We start from the raw sequence: 26684 nt of genomic DNA, 5'->3' as shown, positions 1-26684 counted from the left end.
ATAGACAACCGCGCATTCGACGTGATGAGGGGCAATCCTTGCGTTTGTTGCTGACCCTTTTGGCTTTGCTCACCGGCCTGGCGACCGCCGACCGTGCAGCGGCAGCCGCGCCCGCCGTTCCTGCGGCGATGGGGTCGCTTGTCCTCTTTGCGGAAAGCACCGGTCAGGCCGAAGCGAGCGACAGTGCCCGGCGTCCGGCGCCGCAGACGCCGTCGCGCCGATCAACCGGTTCGGCACGGTGCAAGGCGCCCAAGGCGGCGTCGCCGCACCTTCCGGGTCTTCTGATCCGAAGCGATCGCGCGCTGGAGTAGCGTGCGACACTCGCGCCCCGTTTCCGGGGCGCGGCGTCCCGTTCAGGGACCGATATGCGACATTCGGGCGGCGTGCCGTCGCCGCTGTATCAATATTTCAAGGGAAATCATTATGTTCGGCAGCATTGCCAAGAGCTTGTTCGGCTCGTCCAACGATCGTTACGTGAACTCTATCCGTAAGATCGTCGACAAGATCAACGCGTTCGAATCCCAGATGGAGGCGATGGACGACGAAACGCTGAAGGCGCAGACGCCAAAGTTTCGTGAGCGCCTGGCTGCCGGCGAAACGCTGGATCATATCCTTCCTGAAGCCTTTGCAACGGTGCGTGAGGCATCGCGCCGCACGCTCGGCATGCGCCATTTCGACGTGCAGATGATCGGCGGTGTCGTGCTGCATCGTGGTGAAATTGCCGAAATGGCTACCGGCGAAGGCAAGACGTTGATGGCAACGCTGCCTTGCTATCTGAATGCGCTGGAGGGGAAGGGCGTTCACGTCGTAACCGTGAACGATTATCTCGCCCGCCGTGACGCCGAATGGATGAACGAGGTTTACAGCTTTCTGGGGCTGACGACCGGTATCATCGTTCCCAACCTCAACGAAACGCAGCGCCGCGAAGCTTATGGCTGCGACATCACTTATGCGACGAACAACGAGCTGGGTTTCGACTATCTGCGCGACAATATGAAGTTCGAGCGTGGTCAGATGGTCCATCGCGAGTTCAATTTCGGTATCGTCGACGAAGTGGATTCGATCCTGATCGACGAAGCGCGCACGCCGCTGATCATCTCCGGGCCGACCGACGACAAGTCGGAGCTTTATGTTCGTGTCAACGAAGTGGTCCTCCAACTCGTCGAGGAGGATTATGAGAAGGATGAAAAATCGAAGGCCATCAGCCTGACCGAGGAGGGAACCGAGCATGTCGAGCGGCTGCTCGAGGCGGCGGGCCTGCTTCAGGGCAACAATCTTTACGATATTGAAAACACCCAGATCGTTCACCACGTCAATCAGGCGCTGAAAGCGATCATCATGTTCCGCATCGATACCGACTATATCGTCAAGGACGGCAAGGTCGTGATCATTGACGAATTCACCGGCCGCATGATGGATGGCCGCCGCTGGTCCGACGGTCTGCACCAGGCGGTCGAGGCAAAGGAAGGCGTCAAGATCGAGCCCGAGAATCAGACGCTGGCCTCGATCACCTTCCAGAATTATTTCCGCATGTATCCCAAGCTGAGCGGCATGACCGGCACCGCGGCGACCGAGGCGGCCGAATTTTTCGACATCTACAAGATGAACTGCGTCACCATCCCGACCAACCGCCCGATCGCGCGGCGCGACGAAGAGGATGAGTTTTACAAGAATATCACCGACAAGTTCGGCGCGATCGCGCGGACGATCCGCGAGGCGCAGGAGCGTGGCCAGCCGGTGCTGGTCGGCACCGTGTCGATCGAAAAGTCGGAACTCCTGTCGTCCTTCCTCGAAAAGGAAGGGGTGACGCATAGCGTCCTGAATGCGCGCTTCCATGAAAGCGAGGCGCATATCGTCGCGCAGGCTGGCCGCACCGGCGCCGTCACCATCGCGACCAACATGGCGGGCCGCGGCACCGACATCAAACTCGGCGGTAACGAGGATTTCCGCATCGAGGATGAATTGAAGGACATGGCGGAAGGCCCCGAGCGCGCCGCCGCCGAGGCACGCATCCGCGAGGAGGTCGCCGCCGAACGCGAAGCAGTGCGCGCCGCAGGCGGTCTGTTCGTGCTCGCGACCGAGCGCCACGAAAGCCGCCGCATCGACAATCAGCTGCGCGGCCGTTCGGGGCGTCAGGGCGACCCCGGCCTGTCGAAATTCTATCTGTGCCTTGACGACGACCTTCTGCGCATCTTCGGCCCCGACACGCTGTTCGCCAAGATGATGAACAAGAATCTGGAGGATGGCGAGGCGATCGGGTCGAAATGGCTGTCGAAGGCGATCGAGACCGCGCAGAAGAAGGTCGAAGCGCGCAACTATGACATCCGCAAACAGGTCGTCGAATATGACAATGTCATGAACGACCAGCGCAAGGTCATCTACGAACAGCGCGGCGAAATCATCGACAGCGAAACCGTCGACGATGTGATGACCGCGATGCGCGCCGAAACAGTGAACGCAATCGTCGCCGACGCCTGCCCGCCGGGAAGCTATCCCGAACAGTGGAATGTCGAACAGATGAAGGAGCGGGTCGCGAACATTCTCGACCTTGATCCGCCGATCGACGAATGGATGCAGGAAGATTCGGTCGATCCCGAAGTGTTCGAGGAACGCATCCAGGCGCTGGCCGATGCGACCGCGGCCGAAAAGGCAGGGCAGGTCGACGGCGAAACCTGGCGCGGTATCGAAAAGTCCATTCTGCTCCAGACGCTCGACCATCATTGGAAGGAACATCTCTCGACGCTCGACGCGCTGCGCCAGGTCGTGTTTCTGCGCGCCTATGCCCAGAAGCAGCCGATCAACGAATATAAGCAGGAAGCCTTCGCGCTGTTCGAGCGCATGCTCTCGAACATTCGCGAAGATGTGACGCGGACTGTCGCACGGATCGATTTCCAGTATCAGGAACCCGAACCGATGCCGCTTCCCGAACTGCCGGATTTTCTTACGACGCACATCGACCCTTTTACGGGCGAGGATAACAGTGCCGATATCGATGCGGGATCGCTCGGGGTCATCGCGGACACCTTGCCGCCGATGCAGGTCCCGAAACCTGATCTGCCCGAGGGTGAAAACCCCTATGCGGCGATGGAGATCAGCCGCAACGCCCCGTGCCCTTGTGGCTCGGGCCGCAAGTATAAGCATTGCCACGGCGCCATCTGATCCGTTCGGCCCCATCCCGTAAAGGGGATGGGGCCGGTTCGCAGGTGGACGTGGTCCGCCGCAGCCTAGCGGTTCTTGCGCCCTTCGATCAGTCCGTCGACCAGGCTCGGGTCAGCCAATGTCGATGTGTCGCCGAGTGACCCGAAGTCATTTTCGGCGATCTTGCGCAGGATGCGGCGCATGATCTTGCCCGAGCGTGTCTTGGGCAGTGCGGGGGTGAAATGGATATGATCGGGCGTGGCGATCGGACCGATTTCCCGGCGGACCTGCTGCTTGAGCTCGGCCAATAGGTCGTCGCTAGGGTCGACCCCGGCGTTCAGCGTGACATAGCTGTAGATGCCCTGACCCTTGATGTCGTGAGGGAAACCGACCACTGCCGCTTCGGCAACCAGATCGTGCAGGACAAGCGCGCTTTCGACCTCAGCGGTGCCCATGCGGTGACCCGACACGTTGATGACATCGTCGACACGGCCGGTGATCCGCCAGTATCCGTCGGCATCGCGGCGGCAGCCGTCACCCGTGAAATATTTGCCTTTATAAGTCGAAAAATAGGTCTGGATGAACCGTTCATGGTCGCCATAGACGGTGCGCGCCTGTCCCGGCCAACTGTGGGTGATGCACAAATTGCCTTCGGCCGCGCCGCCCGTTTGTTCGTCGGCAATTACGGCGCCCTCGGCATCGACCAGTTGCGGGCGAACACCGAAAAACGGGCGTCCGGCGCTTCCTGGTTGCATCGCGTGCGCGCCGGGCAAGGTCGTGATCATGATGCCGCCGGTTTCGGTCTGCCACCAGGTATCGATGACGGGGACGCGCCCTTTGCCGACGGCGTCGTGGTACCAGCGCCAGGCTTCGGGATTGATCGGTTCACCGACGCTGCCGAGCAGGCGCAGCGACGAGAGGTCATGCCGCGTTACATAGTCATTGCCCTCGCGCATCAGCGCGCGGATCGCGGTCGGCGCAGTATAGAGGATATTGACCTGGTGCTTGTCGACCACCTGCCAGAAACGGTCATGGTCGGGGTAATTGGGCACGCCTTCGAACATCAGCGTCGTCGCGCCATTCTGTAGCGGGCCATAGACGACATAGCTGTGGCCGGTGACCCAGCCGATGTCGGCGGTGCACCAGAAAATCTCGCCGGGGCGATAGTCAAACCCATACCAAAAGGTCGTCGCGGTCCACACGCTATAGCCGCCGACGCTGTGCAGCACCCCCTTGGGCTTGCCGGTCGATCCGGAGGTGTAGAGGATGAACAATGGATCTTCCGCCGCCATCGGCGCGCACGGGCAGTCGGCACCGACATCGGCGGACAGCGCGTCATACCAATGGTCGCGCCCTTCGGTCATCGCGACATCGCCGCCGGTGTGGGCGACGACCAGCACCCCTTTCACATCGATCTTTTCGAGCGCTTTGTCGACATTGGCCTTGAGGGGGATGGTCTTGCCGCCGCGCACGCCCTCGTCGGCGCAAATGACCCATTCGCTTCCGCAATCTTCGATCCGCCCATGGATCGCTTCGGGTGAAAAGCCGCCAAAGATGACACTGTGGATCGCACCGATCCGTGCGCAGGCCAGCATCGCCATCGCGCCTTCGGGAATCATGGGCATATAGATGGTAACGCGATCACCTTTCTTGACACCCATTTTCTTGAGCGTGTTCGCCATGCGGATCGTGTCGGCGAGCAGCGCGGCATAGCTGATGGACCGCGTTTCGCCGTCGGGGGCGTCGGGTTCAAAGATGATCGCGGTGCGGTTGCCATGCCCTGCGACGACATGGCGGTCGAGCGCATTGTGGCAAAGGTTCAGGACCCCGTCCTCGTACCATTTGATATTGACCGGGTCATAGGACCAGCCGGCTATTTTGGTTGGCGCCTTGGCCCAGTCGATACGTCTGGCCTGTTCCGCCCAAAAGCCATCCGGGTCGGCAATGCTGGCGGCATAGAGCCGCTCATATTCCGCGGGAGTGCAATGGGTGGACGCAGCGGCGTCGGCCGGCACGGGAACCATGGGTTCGGAAGGGGGCAGGTCGGACACGAATACTCTCCCGCTTTCGGTTTGCTTTGTTCTTCTCCTGCGATAACTCCGGGGGCACAAGTTGCAAGGGCGGGGGCCTTCTGAATACGAAAGGAATGCGAATGACCGGTACGGGAACCGGTATGGCTGACGAGGTCGGTCGCTTGCTCGACGCTCTGGGCGTTGATCGCCGGAGCTGGCAGCATGGCGATCTTGCGGCTGTGACACCGCTGACCGGCGAGGTGATCGGCCATGTCGTCCAGGCCGACGGTGCCACGGTCGGTGCCACGGTAACGGATGCCACTGCCGCGTTCCGCACCTGGCGCGATGTACCCGCGCCGCATCGAGGCGAACTGGTTCGGCTGTTGGGAGAAGAATTGCGGGCGTCGAAAGCCGATCTGGCGCGGCTCGTGACGATAGAGGCTGGCAAAATCCCCTCCGAAGGCGCGGGCGAAGTGCAGGAGATGATCGACATTTGCGATTTTGCGGTTGGGCTGTCGCGACAACTTTACGGTCTGACCATCGCGACCGAGCGGCCGGGCCACCGGATGATGGAACAATGGCACCCGCTCGGGGTCGTCGGGGTAATCTCCGCCTTCAACTTTCCGGTCGCGGTATGGGCGTGGAATGCGGCCATCGCGATTGTCTGCGGCAATGCGGTGGTCTGGAAGCCGTCGGAAAAGGCACCGCTGACTGCGCTGGCAGTACAGGCAATCCTTGCGCGCGCCGCCGCGCGTTTCGGTGACGCACCAGAAGGATTGGCGCAGCTGCTGATCGGCGGACCTGCGGTCGGGGAGCTTTTGGTCGACGACCGCCGCGTCGCCTTGGTGTCGGCAACCGGATCAACGCAGATGGGACGGACCGTTGCACCGCGGCTTGCGGCGCGTTTCGCGCGCGCTATCCTTGAACTCGGTGGCAATAATGCCGCTATCGTCACTCCGTCGGCCGACCTCGACCTTGCGCTGCGCGCGGTGGTTTTTGGCGCGATCGGTACCGCCGGACAGCGTTGTACCACGACGCGGCGGCTGTTCGTGCATGATAGCGTCTATGACGGTTTCGTCGCGCGGTTGAAGGCGGCCTATGCCGGCGTTTCGGTCGGAAACCCGCTGATGCAAGAGGCACTGGTCGGCCCGCTGATCGACCGGGCTGCATTCGATGCGATGCAGGTGGCGCTTGTTGCTGCGCACGCGGCCGGTGGCGTCATTCACGGCGGCGAAAGCACAGGCGGAGGGGCAGGCTATTATATCCGTCCCGCATTGGTCGAGATGCCTGGACAGGTGGGGCCGGTATTGGAAGAAACCTTCGCCCCCATTCTCTACGTGATGCGCTACGACGATCTTGATGCCGCGATCCGCCTGCACAATGATGTCGCCGCGGGCCTGTCGTCGGCGATCTTTACGACCGACATGCGCGAGGCGGAGCGCTTCCTTGCTGCCGGTGGTTCGGACTGCGGTATCGCCAATGTCAACCTCGGCACATCAGGGGCGGAGATTGGCGGTGCTTTCGGGGGAGAAAAGGAAACCGGCGGCGGAAGGGAAAGCGGCTCCGATGCGTGGCGGCAATATATGCGCCGCGTCACCAACACGGTGAATTATTCGGACGCGCTGCCGCTCGCGCAGGGGGTTTCGTTCGATATCTAGCGCTCTCTCTCCTGCCGACGGGCGGAGATGGCCTTACGCCCGCCAGCCGAAACCCTCTGCAAGCGGCACGACTTGTCCCGAAGCGCCCACCGGCTCGGATTTGCCGTCGATCAAGAACGCCAGCATCGCGGCGTCGCCGACATCCACATGCGCCAACGTGCGTTTGCCGTCCGGCGTCCGCGCGACGACGACTCCCGCTCTTGGCGTGCCATCGCGTCCATAAAAGACCGTGTAGCTTTCGATCGTCGCCGGCCCTGCGTAATCCTCCGCCAATTCGGGTACTGGCCCTCGCTTCGCCTCCGCTTCTGCCTGATAGTCGAAGTCCTGCGGAAAATGGGCCGCGGCAATCGGTTCGCTGCCCAGCACGATGCAATGATTGTCGGTCGCGAAACCGCCGTTGGCGAAGAGGAAGCCGTAGCGGCCCTGCTTGCGCAGGCGGTCGACCATCGAGACGATCGCATGGCTCATATAATTGGCGATCGGGCCGCCGCCGAACGTGAGGCCGCCGAACACCGTCGCGGGGCGGTCCCACGGCCAGCCGAGGATGCGCCGTGCCATCTTGGGCACACAGGGGAAGCAGCTATAAAGTTCGACGCAATCGAAATCGTCGATGGTCATGCTGTTGAGGTCGAGCGTGCGGGTGATCGAGGTTTCCATGCTGACGCTGCCGTCGTAGCGGTCGCGGTGCAGAATGCTCGCGGGTTCCTTTGCCGCGGCGCCCATGCCGACGTAGATCAGATGATCTTCGGCGATGCCGCGGCGGCGCGCTTCGGCTAGGCTCGCGACAAGAAAGCCCGCACCCTGGTTGACCGACGAATTGGCCACCATCAGCTTTGAATAGGGAAAAGCGATCGGGCGGTTGCGTTCGTCGATTCGCAATATGTCTTCCGGAGAGGCCGGTTTCCTGATCCATGCGCCGTCATTTGCGGCGGCGACCCCGGAAAAGCGCGACCAGATTTCGGCGCTTTCGAACTGCGCGTCCTCGAGGCTTTCGCCCCACGCTGCGCGGGTTGCATTTTCGTAGAGCGGATAGACGTCAACGGGTGCCGCCAAGCCGTGCTTTTGCGCATAATTGGGCTCGCGCCGGGTCGCCACCTTGCGGATTGCGTTATAACTTTTGTCTTCGCCGGTCGCGGCCTTGGCTGCGCGGCCGGCCGCAGTGCGCAGTGCCTCGCCCCCGACGATCGCGGCCAGCCGGACTTCGCCGGTGCCGACACGATTTGCGGCTTCGTTGAGCAATCGCACCGGCGTGTCGCCGTGCGGAGCAGCGGATTGATAGTTGAACCGGGGATTGGCCCCGATCGCGGCCGCCAGTGGCTCGCACAGTTTGCCCAGGTCGTGAAAGCTGATCTGGTCGACGATCGCCAGACTGTCGATATCGGATAAAGATACACCGGCGTCGGCCGCCGCAACGCCCAAGGCCGCGACCATCAGCCCGAGCGAGTCGAGTCCCTGATCGGGATCGTCGGGTCGGTCGTTGACCTGGCCTACGCCGATGATAACGGGAATGCGCTCGGGGTCGGTCATCGCCGGTTCGTTCGCCATGTCAGCGTGCCTTCCATTCGGGTTTGCGCTTCTGGGCGAAGGCTAGGGGGCCTTCGCGTGCATCCTCGCTGCGAATCAGAACCGACCGTTCGCGGCTGTTCTGCTCCCAATAGGGAGCGTCGGCGGCGATGCGGCCCTGCTCGATACCGAGCGCGACGCGCTTCGACGCCTGTACCGACAGCGGTGCGTTTTCGGCGATCTTTTCGGCCAGCGCGAGCGTGGTTGGCATCAGATCCGCGAGCGGCACGACATGATTGACGAGGCCAAATTTGGCGGCGCGCGCGGCAGGGATCGGATCGCCGGTCAGCATATGCTCCATCGCCAGCTTTTTCGGCAATTGCTGCGCGAGGCGAAACGCGCCGCCCGCCGCGGCGAACAGCCCGACCTTGACTTCGGGCAATCCGAACTGCGCATGATTGGCGGCGACGATGATGTCGCTCATCAGCGCAATCTCGCACCCGCCGCCGAAGGCGAAGCCGTTGACCGCCGCGATGATCGGCTTGGAAATCGGATGCGCCACCATCCCCGCAAAACCCCATTCCTGCTGCGCAGGATTGTCGGGGTACAGGCTTTCGCCGCGCGACAGCGCGACGAGGTCGGCGCCTGCGCAAAAGGCCTTGTCGCCCGCCCCGGTGACGATGACGACGCGGATGTCGGGGTCAGCCTCGGCGGTTTCGAGCGCGGTGCCGATGCCGACATGAACCGCAGCGTTCACCGCATTGCGCGCCTCTGGCCGGTTGATCGTGACGATCAGCACATGCCCGCGCTGTTCAGTAAGGATCGTGGTGTCGGCCGTATCGGTCATGGCGAATCTCTCCCTTTCGGGTGAGTATCGCGGCAGGTTGACGTTTACGTCAACTGTTAACGGGCCTGCCTCTCGCTACCGATCCGCGGCGGAAAGGACATGCGCCCCACAGCGATGCTGGGGGCGCCTTCGCAAGCGCTTCGGGTTGCGGCCTCCCCATGCCGGTGGCACGGGGAGAGGCCCGGCTTTAGATCGACTGGCCAGTCTTGGCCCAGTCGGCGAGGAAGCCTTCAATGCCCTTTTCGGTCAGGATATGCTTGAACAATCCCTTGATGACCGACGGAGGCGCGGTCATCACGTCGGCGCCGATCTTGGCGGCTTCCAGGACATGGATGCCGTGGCGGACGCTTGCGACCAGGATCTCGGTGTCGAAGGCGTAATTGTCATAGATCAGCCGGATGTCATCGATCAGCTGCATCCCGTCAAAGCCGTTGTCGTCGTGGCGGCCGACAAAGGGCGAAACGAAGGTAGCGCCTGCCTTGGCGGCGAGCAGCGCCTGCGCCGCCGAGAAGCAGAGCGTGACATTGACCATCGTGCCGTCGCTGGTCAGCGCTTTGCAGGTCTTGAGCCCGTCGATGGTCAGCGGCACCTTGATGCAGACATTGTCGGCGATCTTGCGAAGGATTTCGGCCTCCTTCATCATCGTTTCATGGTCGAGCGCGACGACCTCGGCCGACACCGGGCCATCGACGATGGCGCAGATTTCCCGGGTCACTTCCTTGAAGTCGCGGCCTGACTTTGCGATCAGCGACGGGTTGGTGGTCACGCCATCGAGCAGGCCGGTCGCGGCCAGTTCCTGGATGTCGGCGATTTCGGCGGTGTCGGCGAAGAATTTCATGGCGCAATGCGTTCCTTTGGGACGGGGTGATTCGGATTGCCCCGCCCTAGAGCAATGGCGCGCAAAACTGAACCGTCGGGCAGAACGCGCAGCGGATAGGGCGCGTTCGGAGCCACGAACTTAACGCCCCAGCGCAAAGGCGCCGATCAGCAGCGGGTTTCCCGTTGCGCGTGGATTGGCGCGGATGGCGGCTTCTTCCGCGCCGATGGCATGATAGACGGCGTCACGCGCGCGATTCGAAATGTCGCGGGCCAGGCCTTGAAAATTGATGCCGGTCGCGATGCGCAGGGCTTCGGTAACAATGGCATGGTCAGCCAGCCTCAGCCCCTGTTCGATGCCGGGGAACATGGCGCCGACCAGGCTATCGCCCATTGCGCGCTCGAGCAGATCGGTGGCCGCTGTCGGTCCGCCACGGATGATCGCGGCGGCATCGGCTATGCTGATCGATCGGATAGCGTCGGCGACCAGCGGCGCGGCCCGTTCCGCGCCCTTTTCAGCGGCGCTGTTCACTTGACGGATCAGGCGGTCCTTGAACAGGTTAGACATCAAAAGGCGTGAAATGACCGACGTGGCGCCAGGACCGCCGAGTTGAGGCGGCAGGTCGATGCGTGCCACCTCGCTGTCGTAAAATCCACCGGGCTGGAGCAGCATGGCAAAGGCGCGCTGCGACGACAGAGTCAATAATTCGCGGACCGCGTCGGTCAGGCTGAAACCTGGAACGCTGGCGCAGCCGGGCAGGGCAAGAAGCGGCGCGGTGGCAAGCACGGACAGCAAAGTACGGCGATCGGTGATGGCGGTCATGATTGGGCTTTCGTGAAAAGGCGGGCGTTTGTCATGCGGGTTGTCCTTGGCTGGGGCCGGACCGAAACGCCCCTATATATGCCGGAACTGCCGATCGGTTGCATGGCCTGATCGGGAACAGGCGCGGACGACGGGCGGCGCGGCGCCAGCGGCTGGTTTTCGTTCTGCCGCGCTTCTCAGCAAGGTCGCGATCGGAAAGCGCTGGTGTTCCATATTTGTTCCGGCTAAGCGAGGCCATGGCCAAAGCGAAACGACAATATGTCTGCCAGAATTGCGGGGGCATATCGTACCGCTGGCAGGGGCAATGCGCCGATTGTGGCGAATGGAACACGCTGGTCGAAGAGGCACCTTCGACGGTTTTCTCAGCAAAGCACGACCTATCGAAGGGCGGCCGCGCGCTGACGCTCGAAACGTTGGGCGAACATAGCCCGATGCCCGAACGCATGCTGTGCGGCATCGCCGAGTTCGACCGCGCCTTGGGCGGCGGCTTTGTCGCCGGGTCGGCGACGCTGATCGGCGGCGATCCGGGGATCGGCAAATCGACCCTGCTGCTTCAGGCGGCGGGGCGTCTGGCAAAGGCAGGCAAGGCGGTCGTCTATATCAGCGGCGAGGAAGCGGCGGGGCAGGTGCGGTTGCGCGCCCAGCGGCTGGGGTTGGGCGACGCCCCGGTGGCGCTCGCCAGCGCGACCTCGGTGCGCGACATCCTGGCGACGCTCGACCGGCAACGCGCCGATTTTGTCGTCATCGATTCGATCCAGACGATGCACAGCGACCTGATCGACAGCGCGCCGGGGACGGTGAGCCAGGTGCGGGCGAGCGCGCAGGAACTGATCCGCTATGCCAAGGACGGCGGCGCGGCGCTGGTGCTCGTCGGCCATGTCACCAAGGACGGAACGATCGCGGGGCCGCGGGTGCTCGAACATATGGTCGATACGGTGCTGGCGTTCGAGGGCGAGCGCAGCCACCAATATCGCATCCTGCGCGCGGTCAAGAACCGCTTTGGCGGCACCGACGAGATCGGGGTCTTCGCGATGGGAGAGGAAGGGCTGGGCGAGGTCGCCAACCCGTCGAGCCTGTTTCTGACCGACCGCAGCCGCGACGTGCCGGGCTCGGTGGTGTTCCCGGCGCTCGAAGGCACGCGGCCGGTGCTGGTCGAGGTGCAGGCGCTGACCGTGCGCCTCGCGAGCGGGGCGACCCCGCGGCGCGCGGTGGTCGGCTGGGACAGCGGGCGGCTCGCGATGGTGCTGGCGGTGCTCGAGGCGCGCTGCGGGCTCCAGATGGGCGCCGCCGAAGTCTATCTCAACATCGCCGGCGGCTATCGGCTGACCGATCCCGCCGCCGATCTGGCGGTCGCGGCGGCGCTGATCTCGGCGTTCAGCGAGCGGCCGGTGCCGGCCGACGCGATCGTCTTTGGCGAATTGTCGCTGTCGGGCGAGGTACGCCCGGTTTCGCACGACGCGCTCCGCCTGCGCGAGGCGGCAAAGCTCGGTTTTTCAAGGGGCTGGGGACCAAAGGGGATGAAGGCGGTGAACGGGATCGGCGTCACCGGCTTTGCCCGATTGGGCGAACTCGTTGACCTGATGCTCGGCCGCGACTAGCGCTCGCCGCATGGGAAGTCTTACGGCTCTGGATATTATCGTGCTCACGCTGGTTGGTGGCAGCGCGGTCCTCGGTTTCACGCGCGGCCTGGTGCAGGAGGTTACGACCCTGCTCGCCTGGGTGCTAGCGATCGTCGCCGTGCGCCTGTTTCACCCGGCCGTGACCGGTTTCGTCAGCGGATGGGTCGGGACAGCGGGCGGAGCGGCGGTGCTTGCCTTCATCCTCCTGTTCGGCGGGGTTTTTGTGCTGGCCAAATATGGCTCCCGGGCGATGGGGCAACGCAGCCGGGCTTCGTTCGTCGGTGGCTTCGATCGCGGCCTTGGTGCGGGATTCGGCGCGGTAAAGGGGCTGTTGATTGCCACCATTGGTTTCATGATTGTCACGCTGCTCTATGATATAGGCTATGGCAATGCACAGCGCCCGCAATGGATCGTCGACAGCCGGACCTATCCGGCGCTCAACGCAACGAGTGCGGCGTTGAGCAAGGTGATCGCCGAACGCCGGGCCGAAGCGCGGGCGGCCGAGACCACACCGGATGCGTCATGACCGGGCCGCTCTATAATCGCGACATATTGGCGCTTGCGGTTGCGGTCGCAGAGCATCTGCCGCAGCCGGAAGCGCGCTATCATGCCAGCCTGCGCGCGCCGCTGTGCGGCAGCTGCATATTGATCGATATCGACATCGATGCCGCTGGCCGGGTGCAGGCGGTGGGCATGCATGTCGAGGCATGTGCATTGGGGCAGGCGGCAGCGACCCTGCTTGCCCGCCATGCGCCGGGGCGGTCGATCGATGAATTGCGAACGGCGCGCGGCGCGATAGCCTCTTGGTTTGCCGATGAAGCGGGGGCGCAGGCGCCCGATTGGCCTGGTTTTGACCTGTTGGCCCCGGCTCGTGATTATCCCGCACGGCAGGGAGCGATATTATTGCCCTTTGACGCCGCGATCGCCGCGCTCGAAACGGTCGAGGCCGACGCATGAGTTGGCCGCTCCTCGCGGCGGCGACCACGGCTGCGGCAGGCGCGGAAAAGGCTGGGCAGACGGCAACCGACACCTTGTTGTTCGAAGGCGCGGTTCTGCTTGGTGTCGCAACGCTGTTCGTATTGATCTTTCGGCGGTTGGGGCTGGGCGCGGTACTTGGCTATCTGGTCGCTGGCGCGCTGGTTGGTCCCTACGGCCTGGGCCTTGTCGGCGGCGGCGAATCGAAGCTGGCGATTGCCGAACTCGGCATAGCCTTTTTGCTCTTTCTGGTCGGTCTAGAACTCCATCCGCGTCGCTTGTGGCAGCTTCGCCGCGCGATTTTCGGGCTGGGCATGACACAGGTCGCCGTGACGGGGATTGTCCTGATCGGCCTTATTTTCCTGACCCAGGGTTTCAGCCTTGCTGCGGCGATCGCACTCGGTCTGCCGCTTGCGCTATCCTCGACCGCGCAGGTGCTCCCCAGCCTCAAAAGCTCCGGGCGCATCAATTCGCCCTTTGGCGAAAAAGCCTTTTCGATCCTGCTGTTCCAGGATCTGGCGATCGTGCCGATGATCACTATCGTTGCGGCCTTGTCGCGCGCACCCGCCGACCCATCTGCGCCGCCCGGCGCCATGCTCGCCCTTTATACGGTTGCGGCGATCATCGGTCTGGTGCTGGCGGGGCGCTTCATCGTCAATCCACTGCTGCGGCTGATCGGTCGTTATGGCGAGCGGGAATTGTTCGTGGTCGTCGGGCTGCTCGCCGTTCTGGCTAGCGCCGCGCTGATGCACAGTCTTCATCTTTCGACGGCACTCGGCGCGTTCGTTGCAGGCGTCATGCTTGCTGACTCGCCCTATCGGCACGAAATCGAGGCTGACGTCGAACCTTTCCGTCTGATCCTGCTTGGCCTTTTCTTTCTCGCGGTCGGTATGGTGCTCGACATCAATGTAGTGCTTGCCGATCCGATGCGCGTTGTGGGGCTGGCGATCGGGTTGGTCGTGGTCAAGCTCAGCGTGCTGACGCTGATCGTCCGCGCGTCTGGCCAATCCTGGAAAACCGCATTGGGGCTTGGTCTTCTGCTTAGCCAGGGCGGCGAATTCGGCTTTCTGCTGTTCACCCAGGCGCAGGAAGCGTTGCTGATTGCGCCGGAGGCGGCAAGCCTGTTCAGCGCCGTCGTGACCTTGTCGATGATCTCTACCCCGTTCCTCATGCTGTTCGCGCGCAATCTGGAATTCGCACCCGATCGCGATGGGGATGGGATGGACGGCCCCGAACATGCCCCGCGCGGGTCCGCAATGGTCATCGGCTATGGCCGCTTCGGTCAGACAGTTACGCAGATGCTACATGCGGTCGACTGCTCGGTCACGCTGATCGACAAGAAGCCGAGCCAAATCGAGCTGTCGGGGCGGTTCGATACCAAAGTCTATTATGGCGACGGCCTGCGGCTCGACCTGCTGCGCCGGGCCGGTGCTGAGGATGCGAAGCTGATCATTTATTGCATCGACGATTCTGCCTTCGATGCGGCGGCGTTGCTGCCGATTGTGAAAGCCTTTCCGCATGCGAAGGTGCTGGCGCGCGTGTTCGACCGCCGCCAGCTGATCGCAATCGACGGGGCGGGCGTGTCAGCCGCAGTCCGGGAAGTGTTCGAAAGCTCCATTGCGCTCGGGCTGAAGGCGCTGGAGCAGCTCGATATCGATCCGCGCGAAATAGAAGACGTCGAAACCGCCTTCCGTCAACTCGACGATACGCGCCTTGCTGCGCAGATCGATGAGGGCGATCTGACCGCCGGTATGGACCATCGCTTCAAGCCCGGCGGTGGCCGCGAGGCGGCGAGTGTCCTTGAAAATCTGCGCCAACGGCGACAGGTCGCCAAGACGGTTATACGCGACGAGGAAGGCGGGCAGGCTACCGACCCGAAACCGGCCTGACGCGCGCTCAGCGCTCCCCGTCGAGGAAATCCGCCACTGCGTCGAGACCAAAGGCGTCGGTGACAAAGCTTTGTCCGATACCGCGGGTCAGGATCAACGGCAGCTTGCCGCCGCGCACCTTCTTGTCGTGCGCCATATGCCCGGCAAGCGTCGCACCATCGGCATCGACGCCCGCGCTGGCAAGATCATACGGCAGGCAGACGGCGGCGAGGTGCGCGCGCACCCGGTCGGCGTCGACGGTCGGACACAGGCCGTTTGCGGCCGAAAAGCGATGGGCGAGCGCCATCCCCGCGGCTACCGCCTCGCCGTGCAGCAGCTTGTCCGAATAGCCGGTTTCGGCTTCCAGCGCGTGGCCGAAACTGTGACCGAGATTAAGCAGAGCGCGAATATCCTGCGTTTCCCGCTCATCAGCCGCGACGATCCGGGCCTTCGCCGAAACGCTGTGGGCAATCGCCTTGTGCCGCGCCGCGCTGTCACCTTCGAGCAGCGCCGCGCCATTGTTCTCGCACCAGACAAAAAAGGCGGCATCGTCGATCAGCCCATATTTGACGACCTCGGCATAGCCCGCGCCCAGTTCGCGGCGCGGCAAGGTGGCGAGCGTCGCCGGATCGATGACGACCAGCGTCGGCTGGTGAAAGGCGCCGATCAGATTTTTGCCCGCCGCGACATTGATCGCGGTCTTGCCGCCGACGCTGCTGTCGACTTGCGCGAGCAGCGTGGTCGGCATTTGGATGAAGGCACAGCCGCGCTTGACGATGCTGCAGGCGAACCCGACAAGGTCGCCGATGACCCCTCCGCCTAGCGCGATGACATGGTCGCTGCGCTCGACGCCTTCGCCGATCAGCCATTCGGTCAACTGGGCGAGCCCCGCCCAGCTCTTGCTGCCTTCACCGGGGTCGAGGATCAGCGACGCGGTGGCGATGTTCGCTGCGGCGAGCGATGCCTCGACCGTGGCCAGATAGTGCGGCGCGACGTGGCGGTCGGTCACGATCATCGTGCGGGGGCGGCGCAGCCGCGGCGCGACATGGCGGCCGATGTCGGCAATCAGCCCGTCGCCGATCAGGATCGGATAGCTGCGGGCGCCAAGATCGACGGTCAGGCTTTGCATGTTGCGAGGGCCTCCAATATTGCGCGCACCGTATGTTCGTGCGGGCTGCTGGCCGAACTGACGCGTAGATGCGCCTCGGCATAGATGGGATTGCGTATCGCGGCGAGTTCGCGGAGCACTTCGCCGGGGTCGCGCCCTTTCAGGAGTGGGCGATGGCTCCGGCGTTCGACCCGTTCGACGAGGGTCGGAATATCGGCGTCGAGCCAGATCGACAGCGCTTTCTCCTGAATAAGCGCGCGGGTCTCTTCATTCATGAAAGCGCCGCCACCGGTGGCCAGAACCAGCGGTCGTCCGGTCAAGAGGCGCCCGATCACCCGTCGTTCGCCGTCGCGGAAATGCGCTTCGCCAAATCGCGCAAAAATATCGGAAATGGTCATTCCGGCTGCGCGTTCTATCTCGTCGTCCGCGTCGGCGAAGCGCATGCCCAGCCGAGCGGCCAAGCGACGCCCAATGGTCGATTTTCCAGATCCCATCAGCCCGACGAGTACGATCGGCCGCGCACGAATGGCCGGTGGTATCGCCGATGCGGGGCTTTTCGGGTTTCGCCTCATGATGCGCGCGGCTATACCGCCGATGCTGCGCGGAACAATGATTTTGCGTTGCCGCAGATATGGAACATGGACAGGTGCGGGAATATTGCGCTCGAGAAATGGATCGGGGAACGGCCGTTGGGCAGGGCGCTTGATCGCTCTGTTGATGGTGTTGCTGGCCTTCTGGTTGTTGCTTTTGTTCCTTGGGCGGCCGATCGAACCGCGCATGATTGAGGTGGACGTGACCGACAAGATCGCCGAAAGCGCTGCGCGATGACCCAGAAAAATCTTTCTCGGAAAATGCTGTCCCTTTCACTCGGCCTTTCGGGGGCGGCCATTGCCGCGGGGCTGGTATTGCCTGCGCTGGCGCAGGAATCGCTTTTACCTGAAGGGTTCGGTGGTCCGGCGGACACTCCGGCGCCGCGTCCGGCCCCAGCGCCGTCACCGACACCCGCGCCGACCGCGACCCCCAAAGCAGGTGGAGCTTCATCGCCCGTCACAGCGCCCGCCGGTTCGATCGTGCCGGATGCTGCCGATGACACTGAAATAGGGGACGCGGACGAGGAAACGAACGAGCCCGGCACGCTGAAATATGACCTGCCGCCCGGGGCGCGGCGGTTGTTGGCGAGAATTGGGCCGCTGACCCCCGAAACTGGGGGGATGGCTCCAGATGCCTTTGGCATCCGTGGCCAATATGCGGCCGCGATCATGCGCAGCACGCGCGGTCCGATCGCGTCGCGTTGGGGGCAGATATTGCTCCGTCGTTCCCTGGCCTCTGCGATCGACACGCCCGATACCATCAATGGTGCCGACCTTGCTGCAGAGCGTGCGGCGTTGTTGCTGAGAATGGGCGAATCGACGACGGCGCGCCGCATTGTTCAGTCGGTGGACTATGACCGCGCGAGCCCGCGGCTGGTTGCCGTTGCTCAGCAGGCCTATCTGGCCAACGCCGATCCTGCAGGAATGTGCGCCTATGTTCCGGCGGGGCTCGCGCATGGTGACGAACAAGCCTGGCGCCTTGCCGCTGCCATGTGCGCTGGCCTTTCGGGCGAAGCGGGGCCGGCAAGCTGGGCGATCGGGCGCGTGCGGTCGAGCGGAAAGATCGCCAACTTCGACATATTGCTCACCGAACGTGTCCTGGGCGCGACGGGAGCGGGGCGTCGCTCGACGACGATCGAATGGGCGAACGTGGATCGGCTGACAAGCTGGCGCTTTGGGCTGGCCACCGCGACGGCGGTCGAGATTCCCGATCCGTTGCGTGCGTCCGCCCCGGTACAGATGCGTGGCTGGACGGTGCTGGCGCCGATGACGGACATGGCGAAGCGCGTGGCGGCGGCGCCCGATGCGGCGGCGCGCGGCGTGCTGTCGAGTGAGGCGTACGTCTCGCTGCTCAGCGCGGCATCGGCCGAAACCGAACCCGACGCAGCGCTCGCAGCGCTGACCGGAGGGCTTCGCGATGCCTTTGGCGCGGCGAGCGGTGGCGATCGTTTTGCGGCTATGGAAGCTTTGTGGGGTGAGGGAGGTAGTCCGGTTCAGCGCTATGCCGCGCTGGTATCGACCGCGCGCGCGGCAGCCGGCCTGCCGGTCGGAACCGATGTCGGGAGTGATCCATGGCAATTGGTCGGGTCGATGCTCGCGGGCGGTTATGACCGCAATGCTCTCGCCTGGGTGTCGAAGGTCAATGTCGGGAGCCGCGCATGGGGCGTGCTGGCGGTGGGATCGCCGCAACCCCTGAATGGCGTCAATGCGGATGCGGTCGGTAATTTTGCGGACGATGATGATAGCGATGATCAGTTGCGGTCGAAGTTGCTGCTTGCCGGGCTTGCTGGACTTGGCCGGATCGACGCCGGCGCAAGTTCGACGATAGCCAACGACCTGGACGCCAATCTGACGAAGCAAACGCGCTGGTCGCGCGCCATCGATGTGGCCGCTGAACGCCGAGAGCCCGGCATGGTCGCCCTGCTTGCCGCGACGGGGATGCAGGGGGACTGGTCGAAAATGCCGCCCTATCACCTCTACCGCATTGTGCGCGCGTTGCGCTTGGTGGGGCTGGAGGCAGAGGCGCGGATGATCGCTGCCGAAGCATTGGTGCGTGTCTGACCCGGTACTGATCGACCGGTTTCTGGAGATGATGGCGGCTGAGCGTGGAGCGGCGCGCAACACGCTCGCCGCTTATCGCCGCGATCTAGCACAGGCTGCCGAACTGGTGCCCGGTAAGTTGTTGACCGCCGACGTCGAGGCACTGCGCGCTTTGATGGCGGAATTCCGCGGAATGGCTGCGAGCAGCGCTGCGCGAAAACTTTCGGCGATCCGGCAATTTTATGCCTTCCTGCTTGATGAAGGAGTGCGCGATGACAATCCTGCGCTGGCCATCGCGCGCCCGGCAACGCGGCGACCGTTGCCGCGCATTCTGGCGCATGGCGATGTCGAGCGGCTTTTCGCTCAAGCGGGTGAAGAGGCAGCGGGGGACGCTCCGCCCAGCGGCGCGGTACGAATGCTACTGCTCCTTGAACTTCTCTATGGTTCGGGGCTGCGGGCGAGCGAACTGGTCTCGTTGCCGCGTCGTGCGATTGCCGGCGGGCGCGAATTTCTGATCGTACGGGGGAAGGGAGACAAGGAGCGATTGGTGCCGATTTCGGCGCGTGCCGGGGCGGCGCTCGGTCGCTGGTTGCCTCTACTTCCTGAAGGCGCAGCCTGGTTGTTCCCATCGGGGAGGGCGCATCTGTCGCGCGTACGCCTGTTCCAGATGCTGCGCGAGCTCGCAGCGCGTTCAGGAATCGACCCTGCGGCGGTCAGTCCACACGTATTGCGCCACGCTTTTGCCACGCATTTACTGGAGGGCGGGGCCGACCTGCGCGCGCTGCAACTGATGCTGGGCCACGCCGACATTGCGACCACCGAAATTTATACCCATGTCGATAGCCGGCGGTTGGTCGAACTGGTGAACAGCCGCCACCCTTTGGCGCGGATGGGGATCGATACGGCGGACGTTGACGTCGAAGCCCCATCCGCCTAGCGACTCCGCATGACAGCCTTTCTGGATTTCGAAAAACAGGTCGCCGCACTTGATCGGCAAATCGCTGAACTGCGCGAGATGGGCGAAGACCCGACGCTTAATATCGAGAATGACATCGCGCGGCTGGAGGATAAGTCCTCTAAATTGCTGCGCGAAATCTATTCCAAATTGACGCCGTGGCAAAAGACGCAGGTGGCGCGCCATCCCGATCGCCCGCATTTTAAACATTATGTCGCGGGGCTTTTTGACGATTGGATGCCGCTGGCGGGCGACCGCAATTTTGCCGATGATCAGGCGATTTTGGGTGGATTCGCGCGTTTCCGCGGCCGCCGCGTGATGGTGATCGGCCATGAAAAGGGTGACGATATTCCGTCGCGCATGAAACATAATTTCGGCATGGCGAAACCTGAAGGTTATCGCAAGGCGATCCGCCTGATGCAGCTTGCCGATCGCTTTGGACTGCCGGTGGTTACGCTGGTTGATACGTCCGGGGCCTTTCCAGGCATTCAGGCAGAAGAGCGCGGACAAGCCGAGGCCATCGCACGGTCGACCGAGCAATGCCTTGCACTCGGCGTTCCGATGGTGGCGGCGGTGGTCGGTGAAGGGGGATCGGGCGGCGCAATTGCGCTGGCAGCGGCAAACAGGGTGCTGATGTTCGAGCATGCCGTCTATTCGGTAATTTCACCTGAAGGCTGTGCCTCGATTCTGTGGCGCACGTCGGACAAAGCGCCGGAAGCGGCAACCGCGATGAAGATGGCGGCGCAGGATCTTTTGGCATTGAAGGTGATCGACCGCATCGTTCCGGAACCGGTCGGCGGCGCCCATCGTGCGCCCGATATCGCGATACAGTCGCTCGGTGACGCACTCGCTGCTGAGCTTGACTCGCTCTCCGGGTTGCCGCGCGACGCCTTGCTCGCAGCGCGCGAAGAAAAATTTCTTGCCATGGGCCGGGCCTGACCGCGCGGAACCCGATCCTTCCTACCTGCGTTCCCTGAATAGGTTAATGGGCGGCTATGGCCACCGGGTGGCGGCTTGTCCCTTGCAATATCGGGGATATGAACAGGATGTCAGTATTTTATGGAGGCGTTTTCATGGCTCGCATGACGACATTGACGGCAATGGTCGCGGTTCTCGCTGGCTGCGCGGCAGCAGGGGGCGGCGGGCTCAATGGAACAGCAGAGGCTCAGACCAAGCCGATCAAGACGGCTACAAGCATTTCGGCTGCGGAGCGCAAGCAGGGACAGGAAGCGCATCCACAGCTGATGCAGGAATTCGGTGGTAGCTACAGCGGGCCGCAGGCCAATTATGTCGAGCGCGTGGGCCAGAATATTGCCGTGCAATCAGGCATGTCGAACGCTCGTGGCGACTTTACCGTGACGCTGCTCAACTCGCCCGTCAACAACGCTTTCGCGATCCCTGGCGGCTATGTCTATGTCACGCGCCAGTTGATGGCATTGATGAATGACGAGGCGGAACTTGCTGGCGTGCTGGGGCACGAGGTTGGCCATGTCGCGGCGCAGCATAGCAAGAAACGCCAGTCGGCGGCGACCCGTAACCAGATCCTCGGCGTCCTCGGCGCGGTCCTCGGCGGAGCGATCGGCGATAGCGGGGGTCTGCTCGGCGGGCTCGGCGGTTTGCTTCAGAATAACGCGATGCAGGTCGCGCAGCTTGCGACGCTGGGCTTCTCGCGCAGTCAGGAATTGCAGGCCGACCAGCTTGGCGTGCAATATCTGCGCAGCGCGGGTTATGATCCGATGGCGTTGTCGACGATGCTCGCCAGTCTTGCGAACCAGACCAGTCTTGACGCCCGACTTGCCGGGCATGATGCGCGTTCGCTGCCCGAATGGGCCAGCACCCATCCTGATCCGGCATCACGCGTCCGCAATGCCCAGTCGCTGGCGGCTCGTATCGGTGGCGGCGGGGTTCGCAACGCCGACGCCTTTCTCACGGCGGTCGACGGCGTGCTTTATGGCGACGATCCGGTACAGGGGGTGGTTGAAGGCAATGACTTCCTTCACCCCGACCTGAAGCTGCGCTTCACCGTTCCCAATGGCTATGGAATGCAGAACGGGACGACGGCCGTTACGGTGAGTGGTAACGGCGGGCAGGCCCAATTTTCTACCGGCGCTTATAGCGGCGACATGAACGCTTATGTCGCAGCGGTGTTCAAGGGCGTTGCGGGCAATGCGTCGCTCACGCCGAGCAGCCTTCAACGCACGACGGTCAACGGAATTCCGGCATACTATTCAACGGCGCGCGCGAACACGCAGTCGGGGCAGGTCGACGTGACTGTTTTTGCCTATGAATTTTCACGCAACCAGGCGTTTCATTTCGTCACCTTGGCAAAGGCGGGCGGAACGGGGGTATTCAATTCCATGTTCAACAGCGTTCGCCGCCTTAGCAACAGCGAGGCTGCTGCCATTCGCCCGCGACGTATCGATGTGGTGACGGTCGGGCGCGGCGATTCGATCGCCAGCCTGTCCCGGCGCATGGCCTACAGCAATTGGCAGGCCGAACGGTTTCAGGTCCTCAACCGGTTGAGTGCGGGCAACGCATTGACGCCGGGGCAAAAGGTCAAGCTGGTCGTTTACGCCACCCGTTGACAAGCGACAGCGAAGCGCAAACGTGAAAAAAGGGCGGTGGATCGCTCCACCACCCTGATTTCATCATAATCAGATTCTGATTACTTGGCCTTGTCAGCTTCCGTCGTCAGCTTGGTGCCGACGTTGGTGAAGATACCGTTGAGGCCGCCGCTGAGCGTGCCGAGCGCCGAGATCGCGGCAACGGCGATCAGAGCAGCGATCAGGCCATATTCGATAGCAGTGGCAGCTTTGTTGTTACGAACAAATTTCTTGAAGAATTTCATCTCTGGTCTCCTAATCGGTCACTTACCCTGTTGACGGTCTGGTCGTGGTCAACATCAACGAATTTAGGGCCAATTGGTTTGGAAATGTTTAATGCGTGCGCTCTGAGAATCGACGAGGTGTCCTGAAACCGGACAATCACTGGGGGTTCATCGCTTCAACGCTGGTCGTTGCAACGAAATTCCAAAGTCCTATCGCTCCGTCGCTGAATTGGGATATGGCGCCAATTGCGCCGACGAATATCACGGCCAGAATTAGACCATATTCGACCGCCGTTGCGGCTTTGATCGATCGCCTCAGATCAGTAAGCAATGCCATCGTTCCACCCCTGTTTTGCCCGATGGAACGACGCCCGGTCGTGCAGCCTTCACAAATCGACCTTCTGGTCTTGGTCTTGAGGGCCTGGCCGTGCAATTGGGGCGGCCTCGTCCTATCAGTTCGCGATGCCAACAACTTGGCACAGGAGGGTTAATATTTTGTCCGCGTCAGTTTTGGCGACCCCGCCGTCCGGATCCTTGATCGTCGTCGCAGCGGCGCTGGTTGATCGTGATGGGCGTCTGCTGGTCCAGCAGCGCCCCGAAGGAAAACCTATGGCGGGTTTGTGGGAGTTTCCTGGCGGAAAGCTTGAGTCGGGGGAAACGCCCGAGGCCGCCCTGATCCGCGAGTTGAATGAAGAACTGGCGATCGACGTCGATCATTCGTGCTTGGCTCCGGCCTGTTTTGCTAGCGACATGCTAGGCGATCGCCACTTGCTCCTGCTTCTCTATATCTGTCGCAAATGGCGCGGCTCGCCGATCGCTCAGCACGCCCGGGCTTTGCGATGGCTCAGGCCGCTCGAACTCCACACTCTGGAAATGCCGCCTGCCGATAAGCCGCTAATCGGCCTTCTCGAAGCGCTGGTGTAACTATTCCCTTGGCTTCAGCGCTTCGGCGAGCGAGGCGGTGGCGCTTCCGCGCCGCGCCGGTTTCGGCTGATCGGGATGGGGAGCCCAGCCGCTGAAATAGACGAGGCGGAAAGTTTCGGCGATTCGCCCATCGGTGTCGGCTTGCGCGGCAAAGGCGGTCGCGATCTGCGTCACTTCTGCACGGGTTAGCGGGGCGGGAGTGGGCGACAGACGGTTCGACAGGCCTGCGGCACGCAGATCGCGGACCAGCGAGAACCAATCGCCATAGCGCACGGTCAGTGCGTCGACATCGACGACTGGCAGGGTAAAGCCGACGCTCTGAAGAAGATTTCCTGTCGCCGCCAGGTCGATTTGTGGATGCAGCCGCGCGATCGCGCGCACTCCGTCGCTCATCATGGCGCGGCGAAGACGCGGTAAACTGCCATCGCCCAAAAAGGCGCCAAGCAGCAGGCCGTCGGGAGCCAGCAGTGCGCGCAATCGGACCAGCGCCCCTGGCACATCGTTTACGCTGTCAAGCCCGCCGGGCCAGAGGATGAGGTCGAAGTTGGCAAGGGGCAGGTCGATACTGTCGGCCTCGCCGGTCAAGGCGCCCGTGCGTGCGGCGAGCGCCGGGCCGCCTTCGATGATCGTCAATTGGGTGCCATCCGCCCGCAGTCGATCGGCAAGTGCGGTGTCATGCGCACCGATCAGCAGAGTGCGTTGAAATCGGCGGGTCACCATCGCAAGCCGGTCGAGCAATGTGTCGGCGACGATCGGAGCCAGAAAATTGGCCCCATCGATCATGCGTGCCATTCGGTCGCGCTGCGCGGCGTGGCGAACGGAAGAAAAGATGAGTGAGGGCTGTGCCATGGCGGCGCTTGTGCCGCCCTCGACGATGCTTCACAAGGGGGCGCATGGGCGTGGCACCGCATGATGCCGGAACGGAGGAGCCGGGCATGGCGCGGACCGGCTCTTTACTTTTGCTGCGCATGGCCGTGCGTGCGGCGATCGACTATGCTTTGCCGCCGCGCTGTCCGGCGTGCGGTGTGGTCGTCGGTGACGATCGCCAATTTTGCCTCGACTGTTGGTCATCGCTAACCTTTCTCGATGGCGCGGCATGCGCCCGCTGTTCGATTCCCTTACCCGCCGCTTTGCCCGGCGTCCCGATGGAATGCGGCGCCTGCATGGCCGATCCTCCGCCGTTTGATGGAGCGCCGGCGGCGCTGGCCTATGGCCCGGCAGCCCGGACCGTGGCGCTCCGGCTCAAATATGGGCGGCGTATCGGGCACGCGAGGTTGATGGCACGGTTGATGGCACGCCCGTTGACAGGATTGGTAAGAGAGGGGAAGGGGCTGCCCCTGCTAATTCCGGTGCCGCTTCATCGTTGGCGGCTATGGTCGCGCGGTTTCAACCAAGCGGCGTTGATCGCCTCCGAGCTGACGCGCATTACTGGTATTGCTCATGACAGCGATCTGCTGATACGGGCCAAGTCGACCCCGGTGCTACGCGGTAAAGGACGGCGCGAACGCGAACGGATTGTGGCAGGTGCTTTTGCACTGGCGTCCAGCGCCCGGCCACGTGCCGCTGCAAGACATCTGATACTGATCGACGACGTCCATGCCAGCGGCGCGACCTTGCGGGCGGCCGCGCGGGCGCTGCGGCGCAGTGGCGCAGCGCGGGTGTCGGCGCTTAGCTGGGCGCGGGTGGTGCCTGATGCGCTGGCCGGCAACATATTTGACTTTGCCTCGTTGGATTCCGATATGGAAGGTGGAAGGATGACAGGATAGCCGAATGGCGAAGATCGAAATCTATACGAAATTTCTCTGCCCCTATTGCACGCGTGCGAAGGCATTGCTTGATCGAAAGGGCGCGGCATTCGAAGAGATTGACGTGACGATGGACCGCGCCGGATTCGACTCGATGGTTGATCGTGCGCTGGGCCGTAGAACTGTGCCGCAGATATTCATCGACGGCCAGCATATCGGCGGCAGCGATGATTTGGCGGCGCTCGACGCCCGTGGTGCGCTCGATCCCTTGCTCGGGGGCGGCTGAACTTGATCGTTTTCGATCTTTGCTGCGCGGTGGGTGCCCATCGTTTCGAAGCTTGGTTCGCCAGCAGCGATAGCTATACCGATCAGCAGGCGCGGGGTTTAATCGCCTGCCCGATCTGCGGCGATAGTCGCGTCGAAAAGGCGGTGATGGCGCCGCGCATTGGTGCGAAGTCGAACCAGCAGGCTGGCGCGAAGCCTGCGTCGACGGTCGCCGCGCCGACGATTGCGCCGGGTCCCGAACTGGTGCGGCAGGTGATGGCTGAAATTGCCGCCAAACAGGCGGAAATGCTACCGCGCTCGCGTTGGGTGGGGCGCGACTTTGCCGACGCGGCGCGCGCAATGCACGAAGGCCGCGCACGCGACGATCTGATCCACGGGCAAGCCTCCCCGGAAGAGGCGCGCGCGCTGCATGACGACGGCATCGCCGCTACGCCGCTGCTCGTTCCGGTCGTGCCGCCCGATGCGGTGAATTAAACGCCCCGATTGACGCTGCACCGCCAGCCCCGCTAGACGAGCCCAGCGTGCACCCGTAGCTCAGCAGGATAGAGCATCAGATTCCTAATCTGGGGGCCGTGGGTTCGAATCCCGCCGGGTGCACCACTTCGGAACAAAGCTGGGCACCGTTTCAGGACGCGAACCCGTTGCTCCATCATGACGAATAATGTGCTCTGCGAACTGAGCTAAAGCGGTAACGAGGGGCGCCTCTATCAGCGTGCCGAGGAAGACGAGCGACGTCACGCAATTTCCATCCGGAGGTTTGCGGGGTTTTCACCTCTCGGCGAATTTGGACGGCGACTATTCCGCCACGTCTGTCGGTTCAAACCTAGGGTCAGGACTCATTGATCAGAGCCAGAAGATGACGGTAGCGGCGAGGGCTACGGCGGAGAAGAAGGCCTTCGGGCACCGATCGTAGCGCGTGGCGACGCGCCGCCAGTCCTTGAGACGACCGAA

Annotated in this window: 25 protein-coding genes, 1 tRNA gene and 1 pseudogene; 17 read left to right on the top strand and 10 right to left on the bottom strand. The window is 63.0% G+C overall.

Going from position 1 to position 26684, the window contains the following annotated elements; genetic code table 11:
• The first annotated feature begins 38 nt into the window (after window positions 1-38).
• Both U0S50_RS17385 and secA read left to right on the top strand, forming a co-directional pair.
• Window positions 39-311, top strand: a complete 273-nt coding sequence (locus U0S50_RS17385; protein ID WP_322309940.1) for a hypothetical protein — start codon at window positions 39-41, stop codon at window positions 309-311.
• 112 nt (window positions 312-423) lie between these two features.
• A complete protein-coding gene (gene secA / locus U0S50_RS17380) occupies window positions 424-3159 on the top strand; it encodes a preprotein translocase subunit SecA (protein ID WP_322309939.1) in 2736 nt (911 codons plus the stop codon).
• A 65-nt stretch (window positions 3160-3224) separates the two neighbouring features.
• Here secA and acs read toward each other — a convergent pair whose 3' ends face one another.
• Window positions 3225-5162 (bottom strand): acetate--CoA ligase, encoded by a 1938-nt coding sequence (gene acs, locus U0S50_RS17375; protein ID WP_322309972.1) that lies wholly within the window; start codon window positions 5160-5162, stop codon window positions 3225-3227.
• Between the two features lie 128 nt (window positions 5163-5290).
• Here acs and U0S50_RS17370 point away from each other — a divergent pair, with 128 nt between their 5' ends.
• Window positions 5291-6808 (top strand): aldehyde dehydrogenase family protein, encoded by a 1518-nt coding sequence (locus U0S50_RS17370; protein WP_322309938.1) that lies wholly within the window; start codon window positions 5291-5293, stop codon window positions 6806-6808.
• A 33-nt stretch (window positions 6809-6841) separates the two neighbouring features.
• Here the strand turns inward: U0S50_RS17370 and U0S50_RS17365 are convergent, their stop codons facing one another.
• The 4 genes from U0S50_RS17365 to U0S50_RS17350 form a co-directional block, all read right to left on the bottom strand.
• The gene (locus U0S50_RS17365) at window positions 6842-8353 is read right to left on the bottom strand and encodes an acetyl-CoA acetyltransferase (RefSeq protein WP_322309937.1); all 1512 of its coding nucleotides are present in this window, start codon (window positions 8351-8353) and stop codon (window positions 6842-6844) included.
• A gap of 1 nt (window position 8354) precedes the next feature.
• On the bottom strand, window positions 8355-9158 hold the full coding sequence (locus U0S50_RS17360) for an enoyl-CoA hydratase-related protein (protein WP_322309936.1): 804 nt from the start codon (window positions 9156-9158) through the stop codon (window positions 8355-8357).
• A 187-nt stretch (window positions 9159-9345) separates the two neighbouring features.
• A complete protein-coding gene (gene fsa / locus U0S50_RS17355) occupies window positions 9346-9996 on the bottom strand; it encodes a fructose-6-phosphate aldolase (protein ID WP_322309935.1) in 651 nt (216 codons plus the stop codon).
• A gap of 120 nt (window positions 9997-10116) precedes the next feature.
• Window positions 10117-10797 (bottom strand): DUF4197 domain-containing protein, encoded by a 681-nt coding sequence (locus tag U0S50_RS17350; RefSeq protein WP_322309934.1) that lies wholly within the window; start codon window positions 10795-10797, stop codon window positions 10117-10119.
• A 236-nt stretch (window positions 10798-11033) separates the two neighbouring features.
• On the opposite strand from U0S50_RS17350, the gene radA reads away from it, so the two are divergent.
• From radA to U0S50_RS17330, 4 genes are read left to right on the top strand one after another with little or no spacing between them, the layout of a single operon-like run.
• Entirely contained in the window at window positions 11034-12395 is a 1362-nt protein-coding gene (gene radA, locus U0S50_RS17345; protein ID WP_322309933.1) for a DNA repair protein RadA, read from the top strand.
• Between the two features lie 10 nt (window positions 12396-12405).
• A complete protein-coding gene (locus tag U0S50_RS17340) occupies window positions 12406-12942 on the top strand; it encodes a CvpA family protein (protein ID WP_322309932.1) in 537 nt (178 codons plus the stop codon).
• Window positions 12939-13373: an iron-sulfur cluster assembly scaffold protein gene (locus tag U0S50_RS17335; RefSeq protein WP_322309931.1), complete on the top strand. Its 435-nt coding sequence runs from the start codon at window positions 12939-12941 to the stop codon at window positions 13371-13373. The genes U0S50_RS17340 and U0S50_RS17335 overlap by 4 nt, the downstream gene beginning before the upstream one ends.
• The gene (locus tag U0S50_RS17330) at window positions 13370-15280 is read left to right on the top strand and encodes a cation:proton antiporter (protein WP_322309930.1); all 1911 of its coding nucleotides are present in this window, start codon (window positions 13370-13372) and stop codon (window positions 15278-15280) included. The genes U0S50_RS17335 and U0S50_RS17330 overlap by 4 nt, the downstream gene beginning before the upstream one ends.
• Window positions 15281-15287: 7 nt before the next feature.
• On the opposite strand, the gene aroB is transcribed toward U0S50_RS17330, so the two are convergent.
• Window positions 15288-16388: a 3-dehydroquinate synthase gene (gene aroB / locus U0S50_RS17325; RefSeq protein ID WP_322309929.1), complete on the bottom strand. Its 1101-nt coding sequence runs from the start codon at window positions 16386-16388 to the stop codon at window positions 15288-15290.
• The gene (locus U0S50_RS17320; RefSeq protein ID WP_322309928.1) at window positions 16376-16939 is read right to left on the bottom strand and encodes a shikimate kinase; all 564 of its coding nucleotides are present in this window, start codon (window positions 16937-16939) and stop codon (window positions 16376-16378) included. The genes aroB and U0S50_RS17320 overlap by 13 nt, the downstream gene beginning before the upstream one ends.
• Window positions 16940-17069: 130 nt before the next feature.
• Between U0S50_RS17320 and U0S50_RS17315 the strand changes: the two genes are divergently transcribed.
• The 5 genes from U0S50_RS17315 to U0S50_RS17295 all read left to right on the top strand — a co-directional run bounded on the left by U0S50_RS17315 (window position 17070) and on the right by U0S50_RS17295 (window position 22537).
• On the top strand, window positions 17070-17195 hold the full coding sequence (locus tag U0S50_RS17315) for a hypothetical protein (RefSeq protein ID WP_322309927.1): 126 nt from the start codon (window positions 17070-17072) through the stop codon (window positions 17193-17195).
• On the top strand, window positions 17192-19018 hold the full coding sequence (locus tag U0S50_RS17310; RefSeq protein ID WP_322309926.1) for a hypothetical protein: 1827 nt from the start codon (window positions 17192-17194) through the stop codon (window positions 19016-19018). The genes U0S50_RS17315 and U0S50_RS17310 overlap by 4 nt, the downstream gene beginning before the upstream one ends.
• A complete protein-coding gene (locus U0S50_RS17305; protein ID WP_322309925.1) occupies window positions 19011-19934 on the top strand; it encodes a tyrosine recombinase in 924 nt (307 codons plus the stop codon). Before U0S50_RS17310 ends, U0S50_RS17305 begins: the two co-directional genes overlap by 8 nt.
• 9 nt (window positions 19935-19943) lie before the next feature.
• Window positions 19944-20891 (top strand): acetyl-CoA carboxylase carboxyltransferase subunit alpha, encoded by a 948-nt coding sequence (locus U0S50_RS17300; RefSeq protein WP_322309924.1) that lies wholly within the window; start codon window positions 19944-19946, stop codon window positions 20889-20891.
• Window positions 20892-21025: 134 nt separating this feature from the next.
• Window positions 21026-22537, top strand: coding sequence for a M48 family metalloprotease (locus U0S50_RS17295; RefSeq protein ID WP_416195013.1), 1512 nt, complete (start codon window positions 21026-21028; stop codon window positions 22535-22537).
• Window positions 22538-22617: 80 nt separating this feature from the next.
• On the opposite strand, the gene U0S50_RS17290 is transcribed toward U0S50_RS17295, so the two are convergent.
• On the bottom strand, window positions 22618-22800 hold the full coding sequence (locus tag U0S50_RS17290; protein WP_322309923.1) for a Flp family type IVb pilin: 183 nt from the start codon (window positions 22798-22800) through the stop codon (window positions 22618-22620).
• 441 nt (window positions 22801-23241) lie between these two features.
• Between U0S50_RS17290 and U0S50_RS17285 the strand changes: the two genes are divergently transcribed.
• A complete protein-coding gene (locus U0S50_RS17285) occupies window positions 23242-23703 on the top strand; it encodes a (deoxy)nucleoside triphosphate pyrophosphohydrolase (RefSeq protein WP_416195012.1) in 462 nt (153 codons plus the stop codon).
• Here the strand turns inward: U0S50_RS17285 and U0S50_RS17280 are convergent, their stop codons facing one another.
• On the bottom strand, window positions 23704-24552 hold the full coding sequence (locus tag U0S50_RS17280) for a methyltransferase type 12 (protein WP_322309921.1): 849 nt from the start codon (window positions 24550-24552) through the stop codon (window positions 23704-23706).
• A gap of 44 nt (window positions 24553-24596) precedes the next feature.
• On the opposite strand from U0S50_RS17280, the gene U0S50_RS17275 reads away from it, so the two are divergent.
• The 4 genes from U0S50_RS17275 to U0S50_RS17260 all read left to right on the top strand — a co-directional run bounded on the left by U0S50_RS17275 (window position 24597) and on the right by U0S50_RS17260 (window position 26333).
• A complete protein-coding gene (locus U0S50_RS17275) occupies window positions 24597-25469 on the top strand; it encodes a double zinc ribbon domain-containing protein (protein WP_322309920.1) in 873 nt (290 codons plus the stop codon).
• Window positions 25470-25473: 4 nt separating this feature from the next.
• Window positions 25474-25734: a glutaredoxin 3 gene (gene grxC / locus U0S50_RS17270; RefSeq protein WP_322309919.1), complete on the top strand. Its 261-nt coding sequence runs from the start codon at window positions 25474-25476 to the stop codon at window positions 25732-25734.
• Window positions 25735-25736: 2 nt separating this feature from the next.
• Entirely contained in the window at window positions 25737-26207 is a 471-nt protein-coding gene (locus tag U0S50_RS17265) for a DUF1178 family protein (RefSeq protein WP_322309918.1), read from the top strand.
• 49 nt (window positions 26208-26256) lie between these two features.
• Window positions 26257-26333: transfer RNA gene (locus U0S50_RS17260), tRNA-Arg, on the top strand.
• Between the two features lie 243 nt (window positions 26334-26576).
• Here the strand turns inward: U0S50_RS17260 and U0S50_RS17255 are convergent.
• Window positions 26577-26684 (bottom strand): annotated as a pseudogene (locus tag U0S50_RS17255) (IS5/IS1182 family transposase); the annotation flags it as partial.

The sequence above is a fragment of the Sphingopyxis sp. genome (assembly GCF_034380315.1).
GTDB lineage: Bacteria > Pseudomonadota > Alphaproteobacteria > Sphingomonadales > Sphingomonadaceae > Sphingopyxis.
Note: the sequence above shows the minus strand (reverse complement) of the source record. Positions and strands in the feature narration are given on the sequence as shown.

Coding starts and splice junctions, on each gene's coding strand:
- secA (WP_322309939.1), top strand. CDS start 424: ATGTTCGGCAGCATTGCCAAGAGCTTGTTCGGCTCGTCCAACGATCGT.
- acs (WP_322309972.1), bottom strand. CDS start 5,162: ATGGTTCCCGTGCCGGCCGACGCCGCTGCGTCCACCCATTGCACTCCC.
- U0S50_RS17370 (WP_322309938.1), top strand. CDS start 5,291: ATGACCGGTACGGGAACCGGTATGGCTGACGAGGTCGGTCGCTTGCTC.
- U0S50_RS17365 (WP_322309937.1), bottom strand. CDS start 8,353: ATGGCGAACGAACCGGCGATGACCGACCCCGAGCGCATTCCCGTTATC.
- U0S50_RS17360 (WP_322309936.1), bottom strand. CDS start 9,158: ATGACCGATACGGCCGACACCACGATCCTTACTGAACAGCGCGGGCAT.
- fsa (WP_322309935.1), bottom strand. CDS start 9,996: ATGAAATTCTTCGCCGACACCGCCGAAATCGCCGACATCCAGGAACTG.
- U0S50_RS17350 (WP_322309934.1), bottom strand. CDS start 10,797: ATGACCGCCATCACCGATCGCCGTACTTTGCTGTCCGTGCTTGCCACC.
- radA (WP_322309933.1), top strand. CDS start 11,034: ATGGCCAAAGCGAAACGACAATATGTCTGCCAGAATTGCGGGGGCATA.
- U0S50_RS17340 (WP_322309932.1), top strand. CDS start 12,406: ATGGGAAGTCTTACGGCTCTGGATATTATCGTGCTCACGCTGGTTGGT.
- U0S50_RS17335 (WP_322309931.1), top strand. CDS start 12,939: ATGACCGGGCCGCTCTATAATCGCGACATATTGGCGCTTGCGGTTGCG.
- U0S50_RS17330 (WP_322309930.1), top strand. CDS start 13,370: ATGAGTTGGCCGCTCCTCGCGGCGGCGACCACGGCTGCGGCAGGCGCG.
- aroB (WP_322309929.1), bottom strand. CDS start 16,388: ATGCAAAGCCTGACCGTCGATCTTGGCGCCCGCAGCTATCCGATCCTG.
- U0S50_RS17320 (WP_322309928.1), bottom strand. CDS start 16,939: ATGAGGCGAAACCCGAAAAGCCCCGCATCGGCGATACCACCGGCCATT.
- U0S50_RS17310 (WP_322309926.1), top strand. CDS start 17,192: ATGACCCAGAAAAATCTTTCTCGGAAAATGCTGTCCCTTTCACTCGGC.
- U0S50_RS17300 (WP_322309924.1), top strand. CDS start 19,944: ATGACAGCCTTTCTGGATTTCGAAAAACAGGTCGCCGCACTTGATCGG.
- U0S50_RS17295 (WP_416195013.1), top strand. CDS start 21,026: ATGGCTCGCATGACGACATTGACGGCAATGGTCGCGGTTCTCGCTGGC.
- U0S50_RS17290 (WP_322309923.1), bottom strand. CDS start 22,800: ATGAAATTCTTCAAGAAATTTGTTCGTAACAACAAAGCTGCCACTGCT.
- U0S50_RS17285 (WP_416195012.1), top strand. CDS start 23,242: ATGCCAACAACTTGGCACAGGAGGGTTAATATTTTGTCCGCGTCAGTT.
- U0S50_RS17280 (WP_322309921.1), bottom strand. CDS start 24,552: ATGGCACAGCCCTCACTCATCTTTTCTTCCGTTCGCCACGCCGCGCAG.
- U0S50_RS17275 (WP_322309920.1), top strand. CDS start 24,597: ATGGGCGTGGCACCGCATGATGCCGGAACGGAGGAGCCGGGCATGGCG.
- grxC (WP_322309919.1), top strand. CDS start 25,474: ATGGCGAAGATCGAAATCTATACGAAATTTCTCTGCCCCTATTGCACG.